General features: G+C 65.6%; 12 protein-coding genes. 3 read left to right on the plus strand and 9 right to left on the minus strand.

Going from position 1 to position 15,736, the window contains the following annotated elements; genetic code table 11:
• The first annotated feature begins 102 nt into the window (after positions 1 to 102).
• The gene (locus tag E0473_RS13835; protein ID WP_241657514.1) at positions 103 to 2,886 is read left to right on the plus strand and encodes a porin family protein; all 2,784 of its coding nucleotides are present in this window, start codon (positions 103 to 105) and stop codon (positions 2,884 to 2,886) included.
• Positions 2,887 to 2,890: 4 nt separating this feature from the next.
• Here the strand turns inward: E0473_RS13835 and E0473_RS13840 are convergent, their stop codons facing one another.
• On the minus strand, positions 2,891 to 4,063 hold the full coding sequence (locus E0473_RS13840) for a BaiN/RdsA family NAD(P)/FAD-dependent oxidoreductase (RefSeq protein WP_137681458.1): 1,173 nt from the start codon (positions 4,061 to 4,063) through the stop codon (positions 2,891 to 2,893).
• Between the two features lie 65 nt (positions 4,064 to 4,128).
• Here E0473_RS13840 and uvrC point away from each other — a divergent pair, with 65 nt between their 5' ends.
• Both uvrC and E0473_RS13850 read left to right on the plus strand, forming a co-directional pair.
• A complete protein-coding gene (gene uvrC / locus E0473_RS13845) occupies positions 4,129 to 6,069 on the plus strand; it encodes an excinuclease ABC subunit UvrC (RefSeq protein WP_137681459.1) in 1,941 nt (646 codons plus the stop codon).
• Between the two features lie 67 nt (positions 6,070 to 6,136).
• The gene (locus tag E0473_RS13850; protein WP_137681460.1) at positions 6,137 to 6,952 is read left to right on the plus strand and encodes a universal stress protein; all 816 of its coding nucleotides are present in this window, start codon (positions 6,137 to 6,139) and stop codon (positions 6,950 to 6,952) included.
• A gap of 29 nt (positions 6,953 to 6,981) precedes the next feature.
• Here E0473_RS13850 and E0473_RS13855 read toward each other — a convergent pair whose 3' ends face one another.
• The 8 genes from E0473_RS13855 to hisG form a co-directional block, all read right to left on the minus strand.
• On the minus strand, positions 6,982 to 7,878 hold the full coding sequence (locus tag E0473_RS13855) for an acyl-CoA thioesterase (RefSeq protein ID WP_137681461.1): 897 nt from the start codon (positions 7,876 to 7,878) through the stop codon (positions 6,982 to 6,984).
• A gap of 32 nt (positions 7,879 to 7,910) precedes the next feature.
• Positions 7,911 to 8,777, minus strand: coding sequence for a cupin-like domain-containing protein (locus tag E0473_RS13860; protein WP_137681462.1), 867 nt, complete (start codon positions 8,775 to 8,777; stop codon positions 7,911 to 7,913).
• Entirely contained in the window at positions 8,774 to 9,925 is a 1,152-nt protein-coding gene (locus E0473_RS13865) for a GNAT family N-acetyltransferase (protein WP_241657515.1), read from the minus strand. The genes E0473_RS13860 and E0473_RS13865 overlap by 4 nt, the downstream gene beginning before the upstream one ends.
• A 189-nt stretch (positions 9,926 to 10,114) precedes the next feature.
• A complete protein-coding gene (locus tag E0473_RS13870; RefSeq protein WP_137681463.1) occupies positions 10,115 to 12,265 on the minus strand; it encodes a sodium-translocating pyrophosphatase in 2,151 nt (716 codons plus the stop codon).
• 116 nt (positions 12,266 to 12,381) lie between these two features.
• Positions 12,382 to 13,248 carry a thiamine-phosphate kinase gene (gene thiL, locus E0473_RS13875; RefSeq protein ID WP_162848949.1) on the minus strand — a complete coding sequence of 289 codons (867 nt, stop codon included), beginning with the start codon at positions 13,246 to 13,248 and terminating at the stop codon, positions 12,382 to 12,384.
• 102 nt (positions 13,249 to 13,350) lie between these two features.
• The gene (nusB, locus tag E0473_RS13880; protein WP_137681464.1) at positions 13,351 to 13,803 is read right to left on the minus strand and encodes a transcription antitermination factor NusB; all 453 of its coding nucleotides are present in this window, start codon (positions 13,801 to 13,803) and stop codon (positions 13,351 to 13,353) included.
• Complete coding sequence (gene hisD / locus E0473_RS13885) at positions 13,803 to 15,080, minus strand: histidinol dehydrogenase (RefSeq protein WP_137681465.1); 1,278 nt, start codon at positions 15,078 to 15,080, stop codon at positions 13,803 to 13,805. The genes nusB and hisD overlap by 1 nt, the downstream gene beginning before the upstream one ends.
• Complete coding sequence (gene hisG / locus E0473_RS13890; RefSeq protein WP_137681466.1) at positions 15,080 to 15,730, minus strand: ATP phosphoribosyltransferase; 651 nt, start codon at positions 15,728 to 15,730, stop codon at positions 15,080 to 15,082. Before hisG ends, hisD begins: the two co-directional genes overlap by 1 nt.
• Positions 15,731 to 15,736: the final 6 nt, after the last annotated feature.

Raw genomic sequence — 15,736 nt, forward strand, 5'->3', positions numbered from 1 at the left:
CGATACAATTGCGACACTTTATTACCCAGCATTGCTTGTGTGCTGATGCACCGCACCACATAGCTTGCTCGGGGATGGGAAACATTATTTCAATCGTGTGAGGTGAGTTTGTCGTCGTCCCATCAAGTCAGCCTGCTTACGCTGGCCGTGGCCCTTGCCGCAGCGCCTGTATTCCCGCTCGCCGCCGAGAGCGCGCCTTCCGCGCAGGCGGGCGACCAGCCGGAATCCGGCCCCGAACCCGAAGATCCTACATATGACGAAAACACCATCGTCGTCAGCGGGGCGCGGGTTATCGGCGAGGTCGACGCGCCGCAGCCGCCGATCCTCGAACTCGATGCCGCCGATATTGCCGCCTATGGCGCAGGGTCGATCGCCGATCTGATCGAAGCGCTGGGCGCCGACGTATCGAGCAACCGCGGGCGCGGCGGGGGCGGGCCGGTGTTTCTGGTGGGCGGCGTGCGCATCGCCTCGTTCCGCGAGCTGCGCAGTTTCCCGCCCGAAGCTATCGAGAAGGTCGAGGTGTTTAGTGAGGAAGTGGCGCAGCAATATGGCTATGCGCCCAACCAGCGCGTGGTGAACTTCATCCTGAAGGACAATTTCTCCAGCCGCGAGATCGAAGTCGAATATGGTCAGCCGTTTGATGGCGGATACTCGACGCAGGAGGTGGAAGGCACCTATGTCCGCATCGACGGGCCGAGCCGCCTCAACCTCAACCTCGAATGGAACAATTCGAGCCTGCTGACCGAGGGCGAACGCGGTGTGGTGCAGGCCGAAAGCAGCACGCCGACCTTCGCTATCGATCCCGACCCTGCCGACTATCGCAGCCTCGTCGCCGACAGCGCCGACCTTGAGGCAACGCTCAACTGGGCGAGAAGCCTCGGCGCGGGGGCTTCGCTAAGCGTGAACGGCACTTTCGAGCGCGAGGACAGTCTGCGGCTTCAGGGCCTCGACGAAGTGACGCTGAGCGATGGCACCGACACCGTACGGCGCGTGTTCAACGCCGCGAACCCGATCACGGTCGACCGTCGGACCGAGACCTATTCAGGGGCGGCCACACTCAACTTCGGGCTGGGCGACTGGGAGATGACCGGCACCGCCGATGCCACCTTCGCCCATGCCCGCAGCGTGATCGGGCAGCGGGTCGAGACCGCCGCTATCGAGGAGGCCGCGAGCGCAGGCACGTTGCCGCTCGATGCCGATCTTGATGGCCTGTTCGATCCTGCCGGCAGCGAAACCGCGCTGACCGACACCTACACTATCAATACGCTGCTGACGGCACGGAGCCTGCCGCTCTATCTTCCGGCAGGCGATCTTTCGGTCACGCTGACCACCGGCTACCGCTGGAACGGGATCGACAGCGAGGATACGCGCAACCCCGGCGTGGTGACCGACCTAAACCGCGGGCGTTTGCAGGCTGGCGTCAACCTCGGCGTGCCGCTGACCAGCCGCGACGAGGACTTTCTTGGAGCGGTGGGCGACATCAGCCTCAACCTCAGCGCCGGGGTGGACGATCTCACCGACTTTGGCACGCTCACCAACTGGACGGCGGGCGTGACCTGGGGGCTGACCGACAAGCTGACGCTCAACGCCAGCTACATCAACCGCGAGGATGCGCCATCGCTGAGCGAACTCGGCAGCCCCGAGATCGCCACGCCCAACGTGCCGTTCTACGACCTTTCGCGCGATGAGACGGTGCTCGTCACGACACTTTCCGGCGGCAATCCCAACCTTGCCAAGCAAACGCAGAGCGATTGGAAGGTCGGCCTGCAATGGGACTTGCCGGTGTTCGACCGTTCGAATCTGACCGTCGACTATATCCGCAACCACTCTGAGAACGTCAGCGGCAGCTTCCCCACGCTGACCCCGGCAATCGAAGCCGCCTTTCCGGACCGCGTGACGCGCGATCCCGTGGGCGGCCAGATCGTCAGCATCAACCAGCGCCCGGTGACCTTTGCCGAGCAGGATGTCGAGCGGATCGCGGTCGGGCTGAACTTCTCGGGCCAGTTTGCCAAGCCTGAAGCATCGGACGGCGGCCCTGGACGTGGCGGCGCGGATGGTCCGGCGCGGATGGCGGGCGGCCCGATTGGCGGCGGCGATCCCGAGCGCTTCGCCGCTTTGCGCAAGCAATTCTGCGCAGCCGAACCTGCCGACATGCTCGCGCTGCTCAATCGCGCACTGGCCGCATCGGCGGCGGGCGAGGCCATGCCTGCCGGGCCCGATGGCCAGCCGCTGGCGATTCCGCCGCAGATGCTCCAGCGCCTCGCCGGAGAGGACGGAAAGGTCGATCCGGAACGCTTCGCGCAGATGCGCGAGCGGATGTGCAGCGGTGACGGTCCTGGAGGCGCGCAGGCGCGCGGCTCTGGTGGAGGCCGAGGTTTCGGTCCTCGCGGCGGCGGCGATGGCGGCGGGCGCTGGTTCTTCAACGTGAATTACCAGTATGACCTTGCCAACACGGTGCTGATCGCGCCGGGTGTGCCCGTGCTCGACCTGCTCGACGGCGATGCGATTGCTGGCGGCGGTCAGGCGGCACATACGGTCAATCTGCGTTCGGGCGCGTTCTACGAGGGCTTCGGTCTCATCACTTTCTGGAACTACGCCAGCGCCACACGGCTCGATGGTTCGGGACTGCCCGGCAGCACCGACCTCTATTTCAGCGACCTGCTGACGATCAACTTCCGCGCCTTTGCCGATCTGGGTGCGCAGGAGAAGCTGGTCGCAGCCGCGCCATTCCTCGAAAATGCGCGGGTCGGCATCGGGGTGGATAACCTGTTCGATGCGCGCCAGCGGGTGACTGACAGCAACGGCGAGGTGCCGCTGCGCTATCAGCCGCTGCTGATCGACCCGGTGGGACGCAGCTTCGAGATCGAGTTCCGCAAGCTGTTCTGAGGGGTTAGAGCGCCTGCGCCGCCGCGTGCGCGCTCGCCCAGGCCCATTGGAAGTTGTAGCCTCCGAGCCAGCCGGTTACATCCACCGCCTCGCCGATGGCATATAGGCCGGGCGCTGCCTTGGCCTCCATCGACTGGCTGGATAGCTCGGCGGTGGAAATGCCGCCGACCGTCACCTCGGCCTTGGCGAAGCCTTCGCTGCCGTTGGGGCGGAAAGTCCAGCGCGCCAGCCGCGCTTCGGCATCGGCCAGCTTACGGTCGGGCAGGTTGCCGAGATCGCCCGCCAAGGCGAGCTTTTCGCCCAGCGCATCGGCCAGCCGGGCTGGCAGGTGGCGGCGCAGCAGTGCGGCGAAGGTGAGACTGGGCTCGGCGCGCTTGGCCTCGGTGAGCCAGCCGCGCGGGAGGTCGGGCAGGAAGTCGATCGCGATGGGGTTGCCCGGATACCAGTAGGAGCTGACCTGCAGGATCGCCGGGCCGGAAAGCCCCCGGTGCGTGAACAGCGCGGCCTCGCGGAACGCGGCCTTCTCGCAGGTGGCTTCAACCGGAGCGGACACACCCGACAATTCGCGAAACAGCAGATCATCCCCGCCCAGCGTGAGCGGCACGAGGGCAGGGCGCGGCTCTACCACCTTGAGGCCGAACTGCCGCGCCAGATCATAAGCGAAGCTTGTCGCGCCCATCTTCGGAATCGACGGACCGCCGGTGGCGATCACGAGGCTTTGCGCCGAATACTCGCCGTCCTGCGTCGTCACCGTGAAGCGGCCATCGGCATGGGCCACCGCGCGCACTTCCTGCCCGCATTTCACCGCCCCATCGCCTTTCGCGCATTCGTCCAGCAGCATATCCACGATCTGCCGCGCCGAACCGTCGCAAAACAGCTGACCGAGCGTCTTCTCGTGCCAGGCGATGCCGTAGCTCTCCACCAAATCGAGAAAGTCGCGCGAGGTGTAGCGGGCGAGCGCGCTCTTGGCGAAGTGGCGATTGGCCGAAAGATAGTTGGCAGGGCCGGCGCCGATGTTGGTGAAATTGCACCGCCCGCCGCCCGAAATCAGGATCTTCTTCCCCGGCTCGTTGGCCTTTTCGAGCACGCAGACACGCTTGCCGCGTTGTCCCGCCAGCGCGGCACAGAACAGCCCCGCCGCGCCGCCGCCCAGAATGATTACGTCATAGTGCTCCATCGCGCCGGGGGTTAGCGCCGTGCGTCCGATTGGCAAGGGCGTGCGCACTGCCTATCTCGGGCCGCATGAGTGACGGAAAGGCAGGACGACCCCACGATCCGCGTGGCGCGTCGCGTTTCAACGAAGAGCGTGCCGCCGCGACGGTGAAGGGCGCGCAGCCTGATTTGGAGGCGGGGCTCGCCGCGATCCGCGAGGTGCAGCGCACGCTCAAGCCCAAGCCGGGCGTGTACCGGATGCTCGATGCCAAGGGCGAGGTGCTCTATGTCGGCAAGGCGCGCAGCCTCAAGGCGCGGGTGGCGAACTATCTGCAACTGAAGGGCCTGACCAACCGGCTCCAGCGGATGATCAGCCAGACCCGCGCGATGGAAATCGTCACCACCAATTCCGAGGCCGAGGCGCTGCTGCTCGAAGCGCAGTTCATCAAGCGCTTTCGCCCGCCGTTCAACGTGCTGCTGCGCGATGACAAAAGCTTCCCCTTCATCCTGCTGCGCGAGGGGCACGACTATCCGCGGATCATGAAGCACCGCGGCGCGCGGCGGCACAAGGGCAGCTATTTCGGACCTTTCGCCAGCGCCGGTTCGGTCAACACCACGATCAATGCGCTGCAAAAACTGTTTCTGCTGCGGAGCTGCACCGACAGCTTCTTCTCCCGCCGCGACCGGCCTTGCCTGCTTTACCAGATCAAACGCTGCTCGGCCCCCTGCGTGGGGCGGATCGACGAGGCGGGCTATGCCGAACTGGTGCGCGAAGCGAAGGACTTCCTCGGTGGCAAGTCGTCCGCCGTGCAGGCGCGGATCGAGGCGCAGATGGCCGAGGCGGCGGAAAAGCTCGACTTCGAGACCGCCGCCCTGCTGCGCGACCGGCTGCGCGCGGCGACCTTCATTCAGGGCTCGCAGGCGGTCAACGCGCAAGGGGTGGGCGATGCCGATGTCTTCGCGCTGGCGGCCAAGGGCGGACAGATCGCGGTGCAGGGTTTCTTCGTGCGCGGCGGGCAGAACTGGGGCCATCGCGCCTTCTTCCCTCGCCACATCACCGAGGTGGAGGAGGCCGAGGTACTCGCGCGTGTGCTGGCGCAGTTCTACGAAGAAGTGCCGCCACCGCCCACCATTCTGGTCGACCGCGAACTGCCCGAACGCGCGTTGATCGAAGAAGCCTTCGCCGCGCTGGCGGAGCGCAAGGTCGAGATTTCGGTCCCCCAGCGCGGCGACCGTCGCCGCCTGATGGAGCAGGCGAGCCGCAATGCCGCAGAGGCGCTTGACCGGCGGCTGGCCGAGACGGGAACGCAGGCGAAAATCCAGCGCGAAATGGCCGAATTCCTCGAACTGGCCGAGGTTCCGCAGCGGGTCGAGGTCTATGACAACAGCCATATTCAGGGCACCAAGGCGGTCGGCGCGATGATCGTTGCCGGGCCGGAAGGCTTCGTGAAAAACCAGTACCGCAAGTTCAACATCCGCGAGGCGCAGTCGAACGACGACTTTGCGATGATGCGCGAGGTGATGACCCGCCGGTTCGGCCGCGCCATGCAGGAAGACCCCGACCGCGAAGGCGGCATGTGGCCCGATCTCGTGCTGATCGACGGCGGTAAGGGCCAGATGAGCACGGTGAAGGACGCGCTGGAGGAACTGGGCGTGGAGGACGTGAACCTCATCGCCATCGCCAAGGGGCCGCACCATGGGCGCGAGGGGCGCGAGGTGTTCCATTTTCCCGATGGGCGCGAGAAGATGCTCCCCGTCAATTCGCCGGTGCTGTTCTACCTGCAGCGGCTGCGCGATGAGGTCCACCGCTATGTGATCGGCGCGCACCGCGACAAGCGCAGCCGCGCCATTTCCGCCTCGCCCTTGGACGAAATTCCCGGCATCGGCCCGGCCCGCAAGCGCGCGCTGCTGCTGCACTTCGGCACCGCGAGCAAAGTCCGCGCGGCGGCACTGGACGATCTCAAGCGAGCGCCCGGCGTCAGCGAAAGTGTGGCGCGCAAGATCTATGACTTTTATCATGCGGGCGGCTGATTGTTGCGCGAGGTCAAGGTAGGGGAGGGCCGGACCTGACAAGAGTGACGCCAAAGGAGATAGCCCCATGCGTTCGCTGCTGCTTCACGCCCACAACGATGCCGGTTTCGAGGCGCGGCTACAGGTCGCGCTCGATCTTGCGCGTGCTTTCGATGCCCACCTCACCGTGCTTCAGCCGATTGCCTTCAACGTTGCCTTACCGGGCGATGCCTTCGGCATTTTCGCCGCCGAGACAGCGACCTACGTGCGTGAGCAGGCGGCGGAGTTCCGCCAGAAGATCGAGCCGCGCTTGCAGGCGGAAGACGTGCGGTGGGACTGGGCCGACGCGGTCGGCATCGCCGAAGCCAGCCTGCTGGAATATGCGGCGCTGGCCGATCTGGCGATCATCGGCACGGGGCCGATAGAGGGAGACGCAGTCGGCCTCTCGCCGCTGGCGGGCATTCTCGCGGTGCATTGCCGGGCGCCGATCCTGGTCGTCTCCGATGGCCGCAGCACAATGTTGCCCGGCGCTCCTGCGGTGGTGGCCTGGAACGGCTCGCTTGAAGCATCGCGTGCGTTGAAGGCGGCTTTGCCGCTGCTCAAGGCGGCCGAGTCGGTCACGCTCGTGTCCGTGACATCGCCTGCTGCTGCGGAGGCTGGCGAGCTTCCGGCGCTGGCGGGCGCACGCTATCTCGATCGGCATGGGGTGGCCTGCGAAGTGGTCGAAGTTCAGCAGGGCCAGCACAAGGTGGCCGAAGTGCTCAACGAAGTCGCGCAATCGCGCGGCGCGGGGCTGGTCGCCATGGGGGCCTATGGCAAGCCCCGGATGATCGAGACGCTGTTCGGCGGAGTAACTGCCGGGATGCTGCGCGATCCGAAACTGCCGTTGCTGCTGGCCCATTAGGTGGGCCTGCGGTGCCGGTAACGGCGCAATCAGTCGAGCAGGCGCAACATGCCTTCTTGCGCCACACTGGCCACCAGCCGGCCATCGCGGGTGAATACCTCGCCCCGGCCGAACCCGCGCCCACGGCCTGACCACGGGCTTTCGGTGACGTAAAGCAGCCATTCGTCGACCGAGAAATCGTCGTGGAACCACAGCGCGTGGTCGAGACTGGCGCCTTTCACCTCGTTGCGCAGAAAGCTCTTCCCATGCGGCTGAAGCGCTGTGGCGAGCAGCTGGAAGTCCGAGACGAAGGCGAGCACCGCCCGGTGCAGCGCGGCGATCGGCGGTAGCGGTGCAACCACGCGGAACCACACGTGGGAAATCGGCTCTCGCGGTTTCGGGTGCAGCCAATCGCGTGGTTCGACCGAGCGGAAATCAATCGGCTGCGGCCGCATCAGCAGCGTCTTCAGCGTCGAGTCGGGCATCTGCTCGGCAGCGGCGCGGCCAAGCTTGGCGTCGGACACCAGCTCTTCGGGCGGAGGCACTTGCGGCATCTCGCGGAACTGGTGGCTGGCCCCGTCGCTCTGGCGCTGGAACGAGGCGACCAGATTGAGAATCGGCACCCCGTCCTGGCTCGCCACAACGCGGCGATTGGAAAAGCTGCGCCCGTCGAGATCGCGCTTGACCCGATATTCGATCGGCAGGTCATCGCTGCCGGGGCGCAGGAAGTAGGCGTGGAGCGAATGGACCTCGCGGTCATCCTCGATGGTGCGGCGCGCTGCGCTCAGCGCTTGGGCGATGGCCTGGCCGCCGAACACCCGGCCTGTTCCCAGCTCGCGACGCCGACCGATCCAGCGATCACCGCCGCGCGTTTCAAGATTAAGCAGCAGCACAAGGTCAGCGACCAACTGCTCTGGTGTGGGAGCGGAAGGGAAATCCTGCGGCATTGCTGGCGACATGGCCCGCGCAAAGCGATCAGTCAAGAAATGCCCGGCATTCGGCGCAAAACCCGCCATGCCAGCGACTTGGCCCGGTTCTGCGCGGGCCACCGCCGGGGCGCCGACGGACGCAGCCCCATAGAGCGTAGCAACTTGTTCAAAGCGCGCGCATCCGATTCGGCGAAGCTCCAATCGGAGCGCCAGGTGATCGAGAGCGACAGCGACACCGCGTTCAGATTGCGCACGAAATGCGGCGCCATCACCGGCACGAAAATCGCTTCTCCGCGGGCGAGGCGAAAGGTGTTGCTTGCGGAAAGGAAGCCCTCGTTCCAACGCAGCTCGCGCGGGCCGCCGGTGTGATAGGCCTCATGCACCTCGTCTGGGGCAAAGCGCGCGTCGCCTGCGGGAAAAACCGTCATCTCCTTGGTCCCGCGCAGTTGCAGCAGGATGTTGTGCTCGGGATCGAAGTGATAGGGCGTCACCGCATTGGCGCTCGACACGAAGATAAAGCCCTGCCGTTTGAGCATCTTGCCTGTGCGCTGGCGGATCGACGCTTCGATCTCGTCCAGCAAGTCGTTCAGCAGCTCGGCATAGGCTGGAACCTGCTCGATGTTCTTGAGCACGGCCCAACTGTTGGCGGTTTCGATGTTGCGGATCGTCTCGCCGATCGAAAGCCCGGTCGCGCCGGGCTTGCCGTCTACGCCGAGCGGAAGGTCGCCGCGGTTATATTCGATGCTGTGCTCGGGCAGCGCTTCGGCCATCCGGGCCAGCGCCTCAAGCTCCAGCAGCGGGTGCTGGCCGAGCGTATGTTCAAGTTTGTGCGGGCCTTCTGGATAGGAGGCGGAAAAGTTCGCCCGCGCCCGCGGCGGGAAGACCTTGTGAGTGGCGGTGACGGATCGGTCGGTCATGCAATGCCTCTGGGCGCGCGGCCTGTTTCCAAGTGGTTGAGACAGGCGAACAGGGCGCGCCGCGCGCTGCCGCCGATGGCGATGGAGTGATGCGCGATCCGGCGCCGTTCGCGCCAGAAGTGGTCGATCATCGGGTGGTCGGCCCCAGCGCAGCTGTCGATCCAGCCGATGCCCTCGCGCTCCACCAGCGCCAGCGCCTCGCGCTGCAACAGCACACCGGGCGAAAAGCGAGCGTAGTCTTCGGCAAAGGCCGTCTTGTACGAGAAAGCGCCGGGCGGGGCGGTAAAGGTGGCGAGCATGGCGATGGGTTTTCCATCGACCCGGATTGCGAGCCGTTCGAGCCGGGCGAGCGCGGCGGCCTCTGCCAAGGCCTCGCGGAACAGCGCGGCCGTGGGGCGGGCGCTGGCGAGGGCCGAGGCGGCGCGGCCCTTCCAGCCGGAGGCTTCGAGCGTGAGAAACTCCTCGGTCCAGCTAGCGATGTTTTCCGCGCCTTCGCACCGGTCGACAGACAGCGCGCCTTCTTCGCCAAGTCGGCGATGCTGGCGGCGCAATTCCTTGCGCTTCTTGGTCGAAAGCGAGGCTTCGAGATAGTCCTCGGCGGAAAGCTCAGTGGCGAGCAGGGCGCGTTCTGTCTCCAGCACGGTGCCTGCGGGCCGGGGGTGAGCGGTCAGTTCGGCAGCGAGAGCGTGATGAACCGGGCCATTGGTGCCCATTTGCGGTAGATGCGCGAACAGTGCGAACAGGGCGTGGCGGTCAAGCCAGCGGAGCAGCGCGTGCCAGAATGCCTGTTCGAAGCCGCGCGCGATCAGCGGTTGGCCTAAGAAGGTGTTCTCATGGCACCACACCCGCCAGTGCGGCAGCGGCTTGCTGTAGTAATATGGTTCCCACCTGAGCGGGATCACCCCCAACCACCGGCCCGATGCCTCCAGCACGGCCAGCCGCACGCTGCCGTGCGGATCGAGCGCGCGCAGCGAGGGGAGCAAATACCAGCTTTCGAAAAACGGATTGGGCTCGCTGGCGGTTTTGGCGAGGGCATCCCAGGCGCGAATGTCCGCCGCATTGTCGCGTTTGCGCCAGTCGCCCGCCCACAGGCGTGCACCTTCGCCAGCGGGGAAGACGCCGGTGTGTGTGGCGGGCAATGCGTTCAAGGGTCCGGCCTTGTGCAAATGCTTGGGTCAACCTTCGTGCCGATGCAGCCCCTCTGCACCGACTTATGTTATAACCCACTGGCCGCCAAGGAACAGTTAATCGCATGAAATGAGTGAGGCCCGCCCGCAGCTTCTCGCGGCCGAGACTGCAGGCGGGCCTCGTGCGACCCTCCGATTTTGGAGTGGGCCTTATCCGGCGAGTGCGGCCAGCAGCAGCAGCGCCACGATATTGGTGATCTTGATCATCGGATTGACGGCCGGGCCGGCGGTGTCCTTGTAGGGATCGCCGACCGTGTCCCCCGTCACTGCGGCGTGATGCGCGTCGGAGCCTTTGCCGCCGTGGTTGCCGTCCTCGATATATTTCTTGGCGTTATCCCATGCGCCGCCACCGGCGGTCATCGAAAGTGCCACGAACAGCCCGCCCACGATCACGCCAAGCAACAGCGCGCCAAGCGCAGCAAAGCCGTTCTGCTGGCCCGCCACCAGCGTGATCACGAAATAGACCACGATCGGCGCCAGCACCGGCAACAGCGAGGGCACGATCATCTCCTTGATCGCGGCCTTGGTGACGAGATCGACCGTGCGCGCATAATTGGGCTTGGAGGTGCCCGCCATGATGCCCGGATCGCCTGCGAACTGATCGCGCACGTCCTTCACCACGTCGCCCGCGGCGCGGCCCACGGCGGTCATTCCCATGGCGCCGAACAGATAGGGCAGCAACGCTCCGAGCAGCAGGCCGACGATCACGTAAGGGTTCTCAAGGCTGAAATCGACGTCCAGCGTGGGGAAGAACTCCGCGAGATCGGCGGTGTAAGCGGCAAACAGCACCAACGCGGCCAGACCTGCCGAACCGATGGCATAACCCTTGGTCACGGCCTTGGTGGTGTTGCCCACCGCGTCGAGCAAATCGGTCTTCTCGCGAACAGACTCGTCGAGGCCCGCCATTTCGGCAATGCCGCCTGCATTGTCGGTCACAGGGCCATAGGCATCGAGCGCCACGACCATGCCCGCCAGCGCCAGCATCGCGGTAGCCGAATAGGCGATGCCCATAAGTCCGGCGAACTGATAAGCGATGATGATGCCCGCCACGATCACGATTGTCGGCAGGGCAGTGGCCTCAAGCGAGATCGCCAGCCCCTGGATCACATTGGTGCCGTGCCCCGTTTCCGAAGCCTTGGCGATCGAGCGTACCGGGCGATAGTTGGTGCCGGTGTAATACTCGGTGATCCAGATGATCAGGCCGGTGATGGCAAGGCCCAGCAGCGAGCAATAGAACAGGTCCCATCCGGTAAAGGCCGCGACCTGTTCGGACAGGCCTTCCTCGGCCAGCGGTGCGCCGGGGTCGACGCCGCTAACCGCGCCGCCGATCACGGTGTCGATGCCGATGGCATAGTCGGTCGCGAACCAGATCGCCGGGATCGCCAGCACCGCCGAGACGAGGAAGCCCTTGTACATCGCCCCCATCACGTTGGTGCCGCCACCCAGCCGCACGAAATAGGTGCCGATGATCGAGGTGACGATGCACGCACCGCCGATCAGCAGCGGCAGCGCCATCAGCGGGGCGAGCACGTCACCCGCCGATTTCAGCAGCAGCGCGGTCAGCACCATAGTGGCGCCCACGGTGACGACATAGGTTTCGAACAGGTCGGCGGCCATGCCCGCGCAGTCACCCACGTTGTCGCCCACGTTGTCGGCGATGACGGCAGGGTTGCGCGGATCGTCTTCGGGAATGCCTGCCTCGACCTTGCCGACGAGGTCAGCGCCGACGTCGGCAGCCTTGGTGAAGATACCGCCGCCGAGCCGCGCGAAGATCGAGATCAGCGAAGCACCGAAGGCGAGGCCGACAAGGCCATCGACCACGGTGCGGTCAGCGCCGCCCACGCCATGCCCGGCGATGGCGGTGAGGTAGTAGTAGAAACCGGCTATCGCCAGCAGGGCAAGGCCCGCCACCAGCAGCCCGGTGATCGCGCCCGAACGGAAGGCGAGGGTGAGCCCCTGTTGCAGGCCCTTCTCGGCAGCGGCAGCGGTGCGCACATTGGCGCGAACCGAAATCACCATGCCGGTGTAGCCCGCCACGCCCGAAAGGATCGCGCCAAGCACGAAGCCTGTGGCAGGCACGAAGCCGAGGAAAAGGGCTACCAGCACGGCGACGACCACGCCGACAATGGCGATGGTGGTATACTGGCGTTTCAGATAGGCCTGCGCGCCTTCCTGAATGGCCGCGGCGATTTCCTGCATTTTGGCGTTGCCGGCATCAGAGCCGAGAACCTGGCGACTGGTCACGAAGCCGTAAACAACGGCGAGCAGCCCCAGGATGATAGCGACAAGTGTAAGGTCCATAGCCCAACTGTCCTCTTCCCATGTGAACGCGGCCCGGTATTTTTCCGGGTCCGCAAGTGCTTATGGCTAACACATGTTCATCTTTGAGCAAGGTGCCTTGACACTTAGGCTGCGAATCAATGGCTGTAGCCGAGCCCTGCGGCATTAAGCACCGGCTCGCTATCGAGGAACATCGGCGCAGAGCCGCGCGGCTCCACGGTGCCGATGCGCGCGGCGGGGCAGGGCGGCTCGGTGTCCTCGGGCAGGGCGGCAAGCAGGGCATAATCGTCGCCCCACGTGAGGCATTCGAGACGTCGCTCGGGCGCGGCGACGGGCACTTGTGCGCCTTCGATGGCGAGCGTGACCTGCGATGCCTCGGCCATGCGGAAGGCATCGAGCAGAAGGCCGTCGGATACGTCCATCATCGCGTGGGCGAGAGGGGCAAGCGCGCGGCCTTCCTTGATGAGGGCTGTCGGGCGCGAATAGGCGCTGTGGTCGCCCCCTGTGCCATCGCGCAGCGCCTCGAACCCGAGCATCGCCGCGCCGACTTCGCCGACCAGCCACAGCCCGTCGCCCGGCTGCGCGTCGCTGCGCGAGGGGACGGGCGTACAGGTCGCCCGTCCGATGGCGGTGAGGCCGTGGGTGCGCGTTCCATTGCCCGCAACCGTATCGCCGCCAAGCAGCGGCACGTCGTAATGCGCGAGCACCTTGGCGAGGCCAGTCACGAAGCGCTCGTCGTCGCGGCCGAGCATATGGCCGATGAGGACGCCCACTGGCTCGGCCCCCTTGGCGGCAAGGTCGGAAAGGTTGGTGGTGACGAGCTTCCACGCGACATCGGCCATATCGGCTTGCGGCAAATAGTGCGTGCCTTCGACCAGCATGTCGTGCGTGAGGATCAGCGTTTCGCTGCCGAGGTCGAGCACCGCGCAGTCATCAGCCAGCCCGCGCGCGGCGGGGTGCGTGGGGAGCAGGCGCAAGGCTTCGATGAAGGCGGATTCGTGCAATTTGTACCTTTCGTCATCCCGGACTCGATCCGGGATCAGGTTTTCACTTCTCCGACATCAAACCCAAGCCCTGCCCCGGAACAAGGCCGGGGTGACAGCTGATCAGCTGCGCACCTCTTTCGCTACGGCGTCAAGCACGCCGTTCACGAACTTCGCCTCGCGGTCGTCGAAGAAAGCCTTGGCCACATCGACATATTCGCTGATCGCGGTGCCGGTGGAGATGTCCGCCCGGGCGACAAGCTCATAGGCCCCGCAGCGCAGGATTTGCAGCATGGTCTTGTCGAGCCGCGCCAAGGTCCAGCCCTCGGCAAGCTTGCTCACCAGCAGCGCGTCGATCTCTTCCTCGCGCGCGGCATAGCCGCTCACCACATCGTCGAAGAACGGCACATCGGCCTCGGCGTACTGATCGTCCTCGATCTCCTTGCCGAGCCGGTGCTGGTGGAATTCGTCCAGCAGGCGGTGGAGCTGAGTGCCTTCCATCTGGCGCTGGTAAAGCGCCTGAACGGCAGCCAGGCGCGCGGCTGAACGCGTGCTCGAACGTTTGGATTTGCTCATTATAAACGGACCTTTACGCTTTCGCCATGGGCCGGAAGGCCCTCGATTTCGGCGAGCGTCACGGCGGCGGGGCCGATCGCGCCAAGCGCCTCTTCGTTCAGCGAAATGAAGCTCGTGCGCTTCATGAAATCGAGTACTGACAAGCCGCTGGCGAAGCGCGCGCGGCGGCCGGTCGGCAGCACATGGTTCGGCCCGGCGACATAGTCCCCGATGGCCTCGGGGGTGTGGCGGCCAAGGAACACGCTGCCTGCATGGCGCAGGTTATCGAAAATAACTTCGGGATCGTCGGTGCTGATCTCGACATGCTCGGCGGCAAGGCGGTTCGCGAGCGCCGGGGCCTCGGCGGCAAGATCGCTCGCGACGATTACCACGCCATAGTTGCCCCAGCTCAGCCGCGCCCGCTCACCCGTGGCGAGCTTGCCCAGCAACACTTCGACCTCGGCCTCAACCTTGTCGGCAAAGCCGCTATCGTCGGTGATAAGGATCGATTGCGAGACGGGATCGTGTTCCGCCTGGCTCAGCAAGTCGGCGGCGATCCAGGCAGGGTTGGACCTGCCATCGGCAATCACCAGAATTTCGCTGGGCCCGGCCACCATGTCGATGCCGACCACGCCATAAAGTTGGCGCTTGGCCTCGGCGACCCAGGCGTTGCCGGGGCCTGTAATCACGTCAACGCGGGAGATGGTGTCGGTGCCATAGGCGAGCGCGGCAATCGCCTGCGCGCCGCCGATCCGCCACACCTCGTCGACCTCGCACAGGTGCGCCGCGGCCAGCACCAGCGGGTTGGCCACGCCATCGGGTGTGGGGGTGGCGACGACCACCCGCTCGACCCCCGCGACCTTGGCGGGAATCGCGTTCATCAGCAGGCTGGATGGATAGGCTGCATTGCCGCCCGGAACATAGAGCCCCGCCGCATCGACCGCGCTCCAGCGCGCGCCAAGCCGAACGCCCGCTTCGTCGCGATAGTCCCGATCTTCGGGCAGTTGCGCCTTGTGGTAAGCGCGGATGCGGTCCGCCGCGAGTGTAAGCGCGTCGCGCGCCTCCGGGGCGAGCGCGGCAAAGGCCGCTTCGCAGTCGGCGGCGGGAATGCGCCAGTCGAGCTGGTGGCGGTCGTAAGTTTCGGTCAGCTCGCGCACCGCCGCGTCGCCGCGCTGGCGCACATCGGCGAGAATCTGTGCGACCTTGTCCGACACGCCCGCATCGCTTTCACGCCGGTCATCGACGATGGCGGCGAACTTCCCCTCGAAATCGGGATCGCTGGTGGAAAGTCGCTGCATCAGCTTTCCGCAGCCACCTTGCGGAACCGCTCAACCAGTTCGCTCACGCGCGGGTCGGTCTTCAGCGCGGCGCGGTTGACGATCAGGCGCGCCGAAATCTGCATGATCGTTTCTTTCTCGACCAGTCCGTTCGACTTCAGCGTGCTGCCGGTGGAGACCAGATCGACGATCCGGCCCGCAAGCCCCAGCGAAGGCGCCAGTTCCATCGCGCCGTTCAGCTTCACGCACTCAGCCTGCACGCCCTGCTGCTCGAACCAGCGGCTGGTGATGTTAGGATACTTGGTCGCCACGCGCATGTGGCTGGCGATGCCGGCGGAATAGTCGTTCGCCTCAGCCGGCTCTGCCACCGAGAGGCGGCAGGCCCCGATGCCGAGATCGACCGGGGCATAAAGCTCCGAATAGTCAAACTCCTCGATCACGTCGGAGCCGACAATGCCCACCTGCGCCGCGCCGAAGGCCACGAAGGTCGCCACGTCGAAAGCGCGCACGCGGATGATGCGCATGGCGCCATCTTCGCTGGCAAAACTCAGCGAGCGGTCCATCTTGTCGTGGAAGGCGCTTTCAGGCACGACGCCGCCGCGCGCCATCACAGGCAAGGCCTCGTCGAGAATACGCCCCTTGGGCACGGCAAATGTCAGCGGCTGGGTCATGGGCGC

The sequence above is a fragment of the Aurantiacibacter suaedae genome (assembly GCF_005434915.1).
Taxonomy (GTDB): domain Bacteria; phylum Pseudomonadota; class Alphaproteobacteria; order Sphingomonadales; family Sphingomonadaceae; genus Alteraurantiacibacter; species Alteraurantiacibacter suaedae.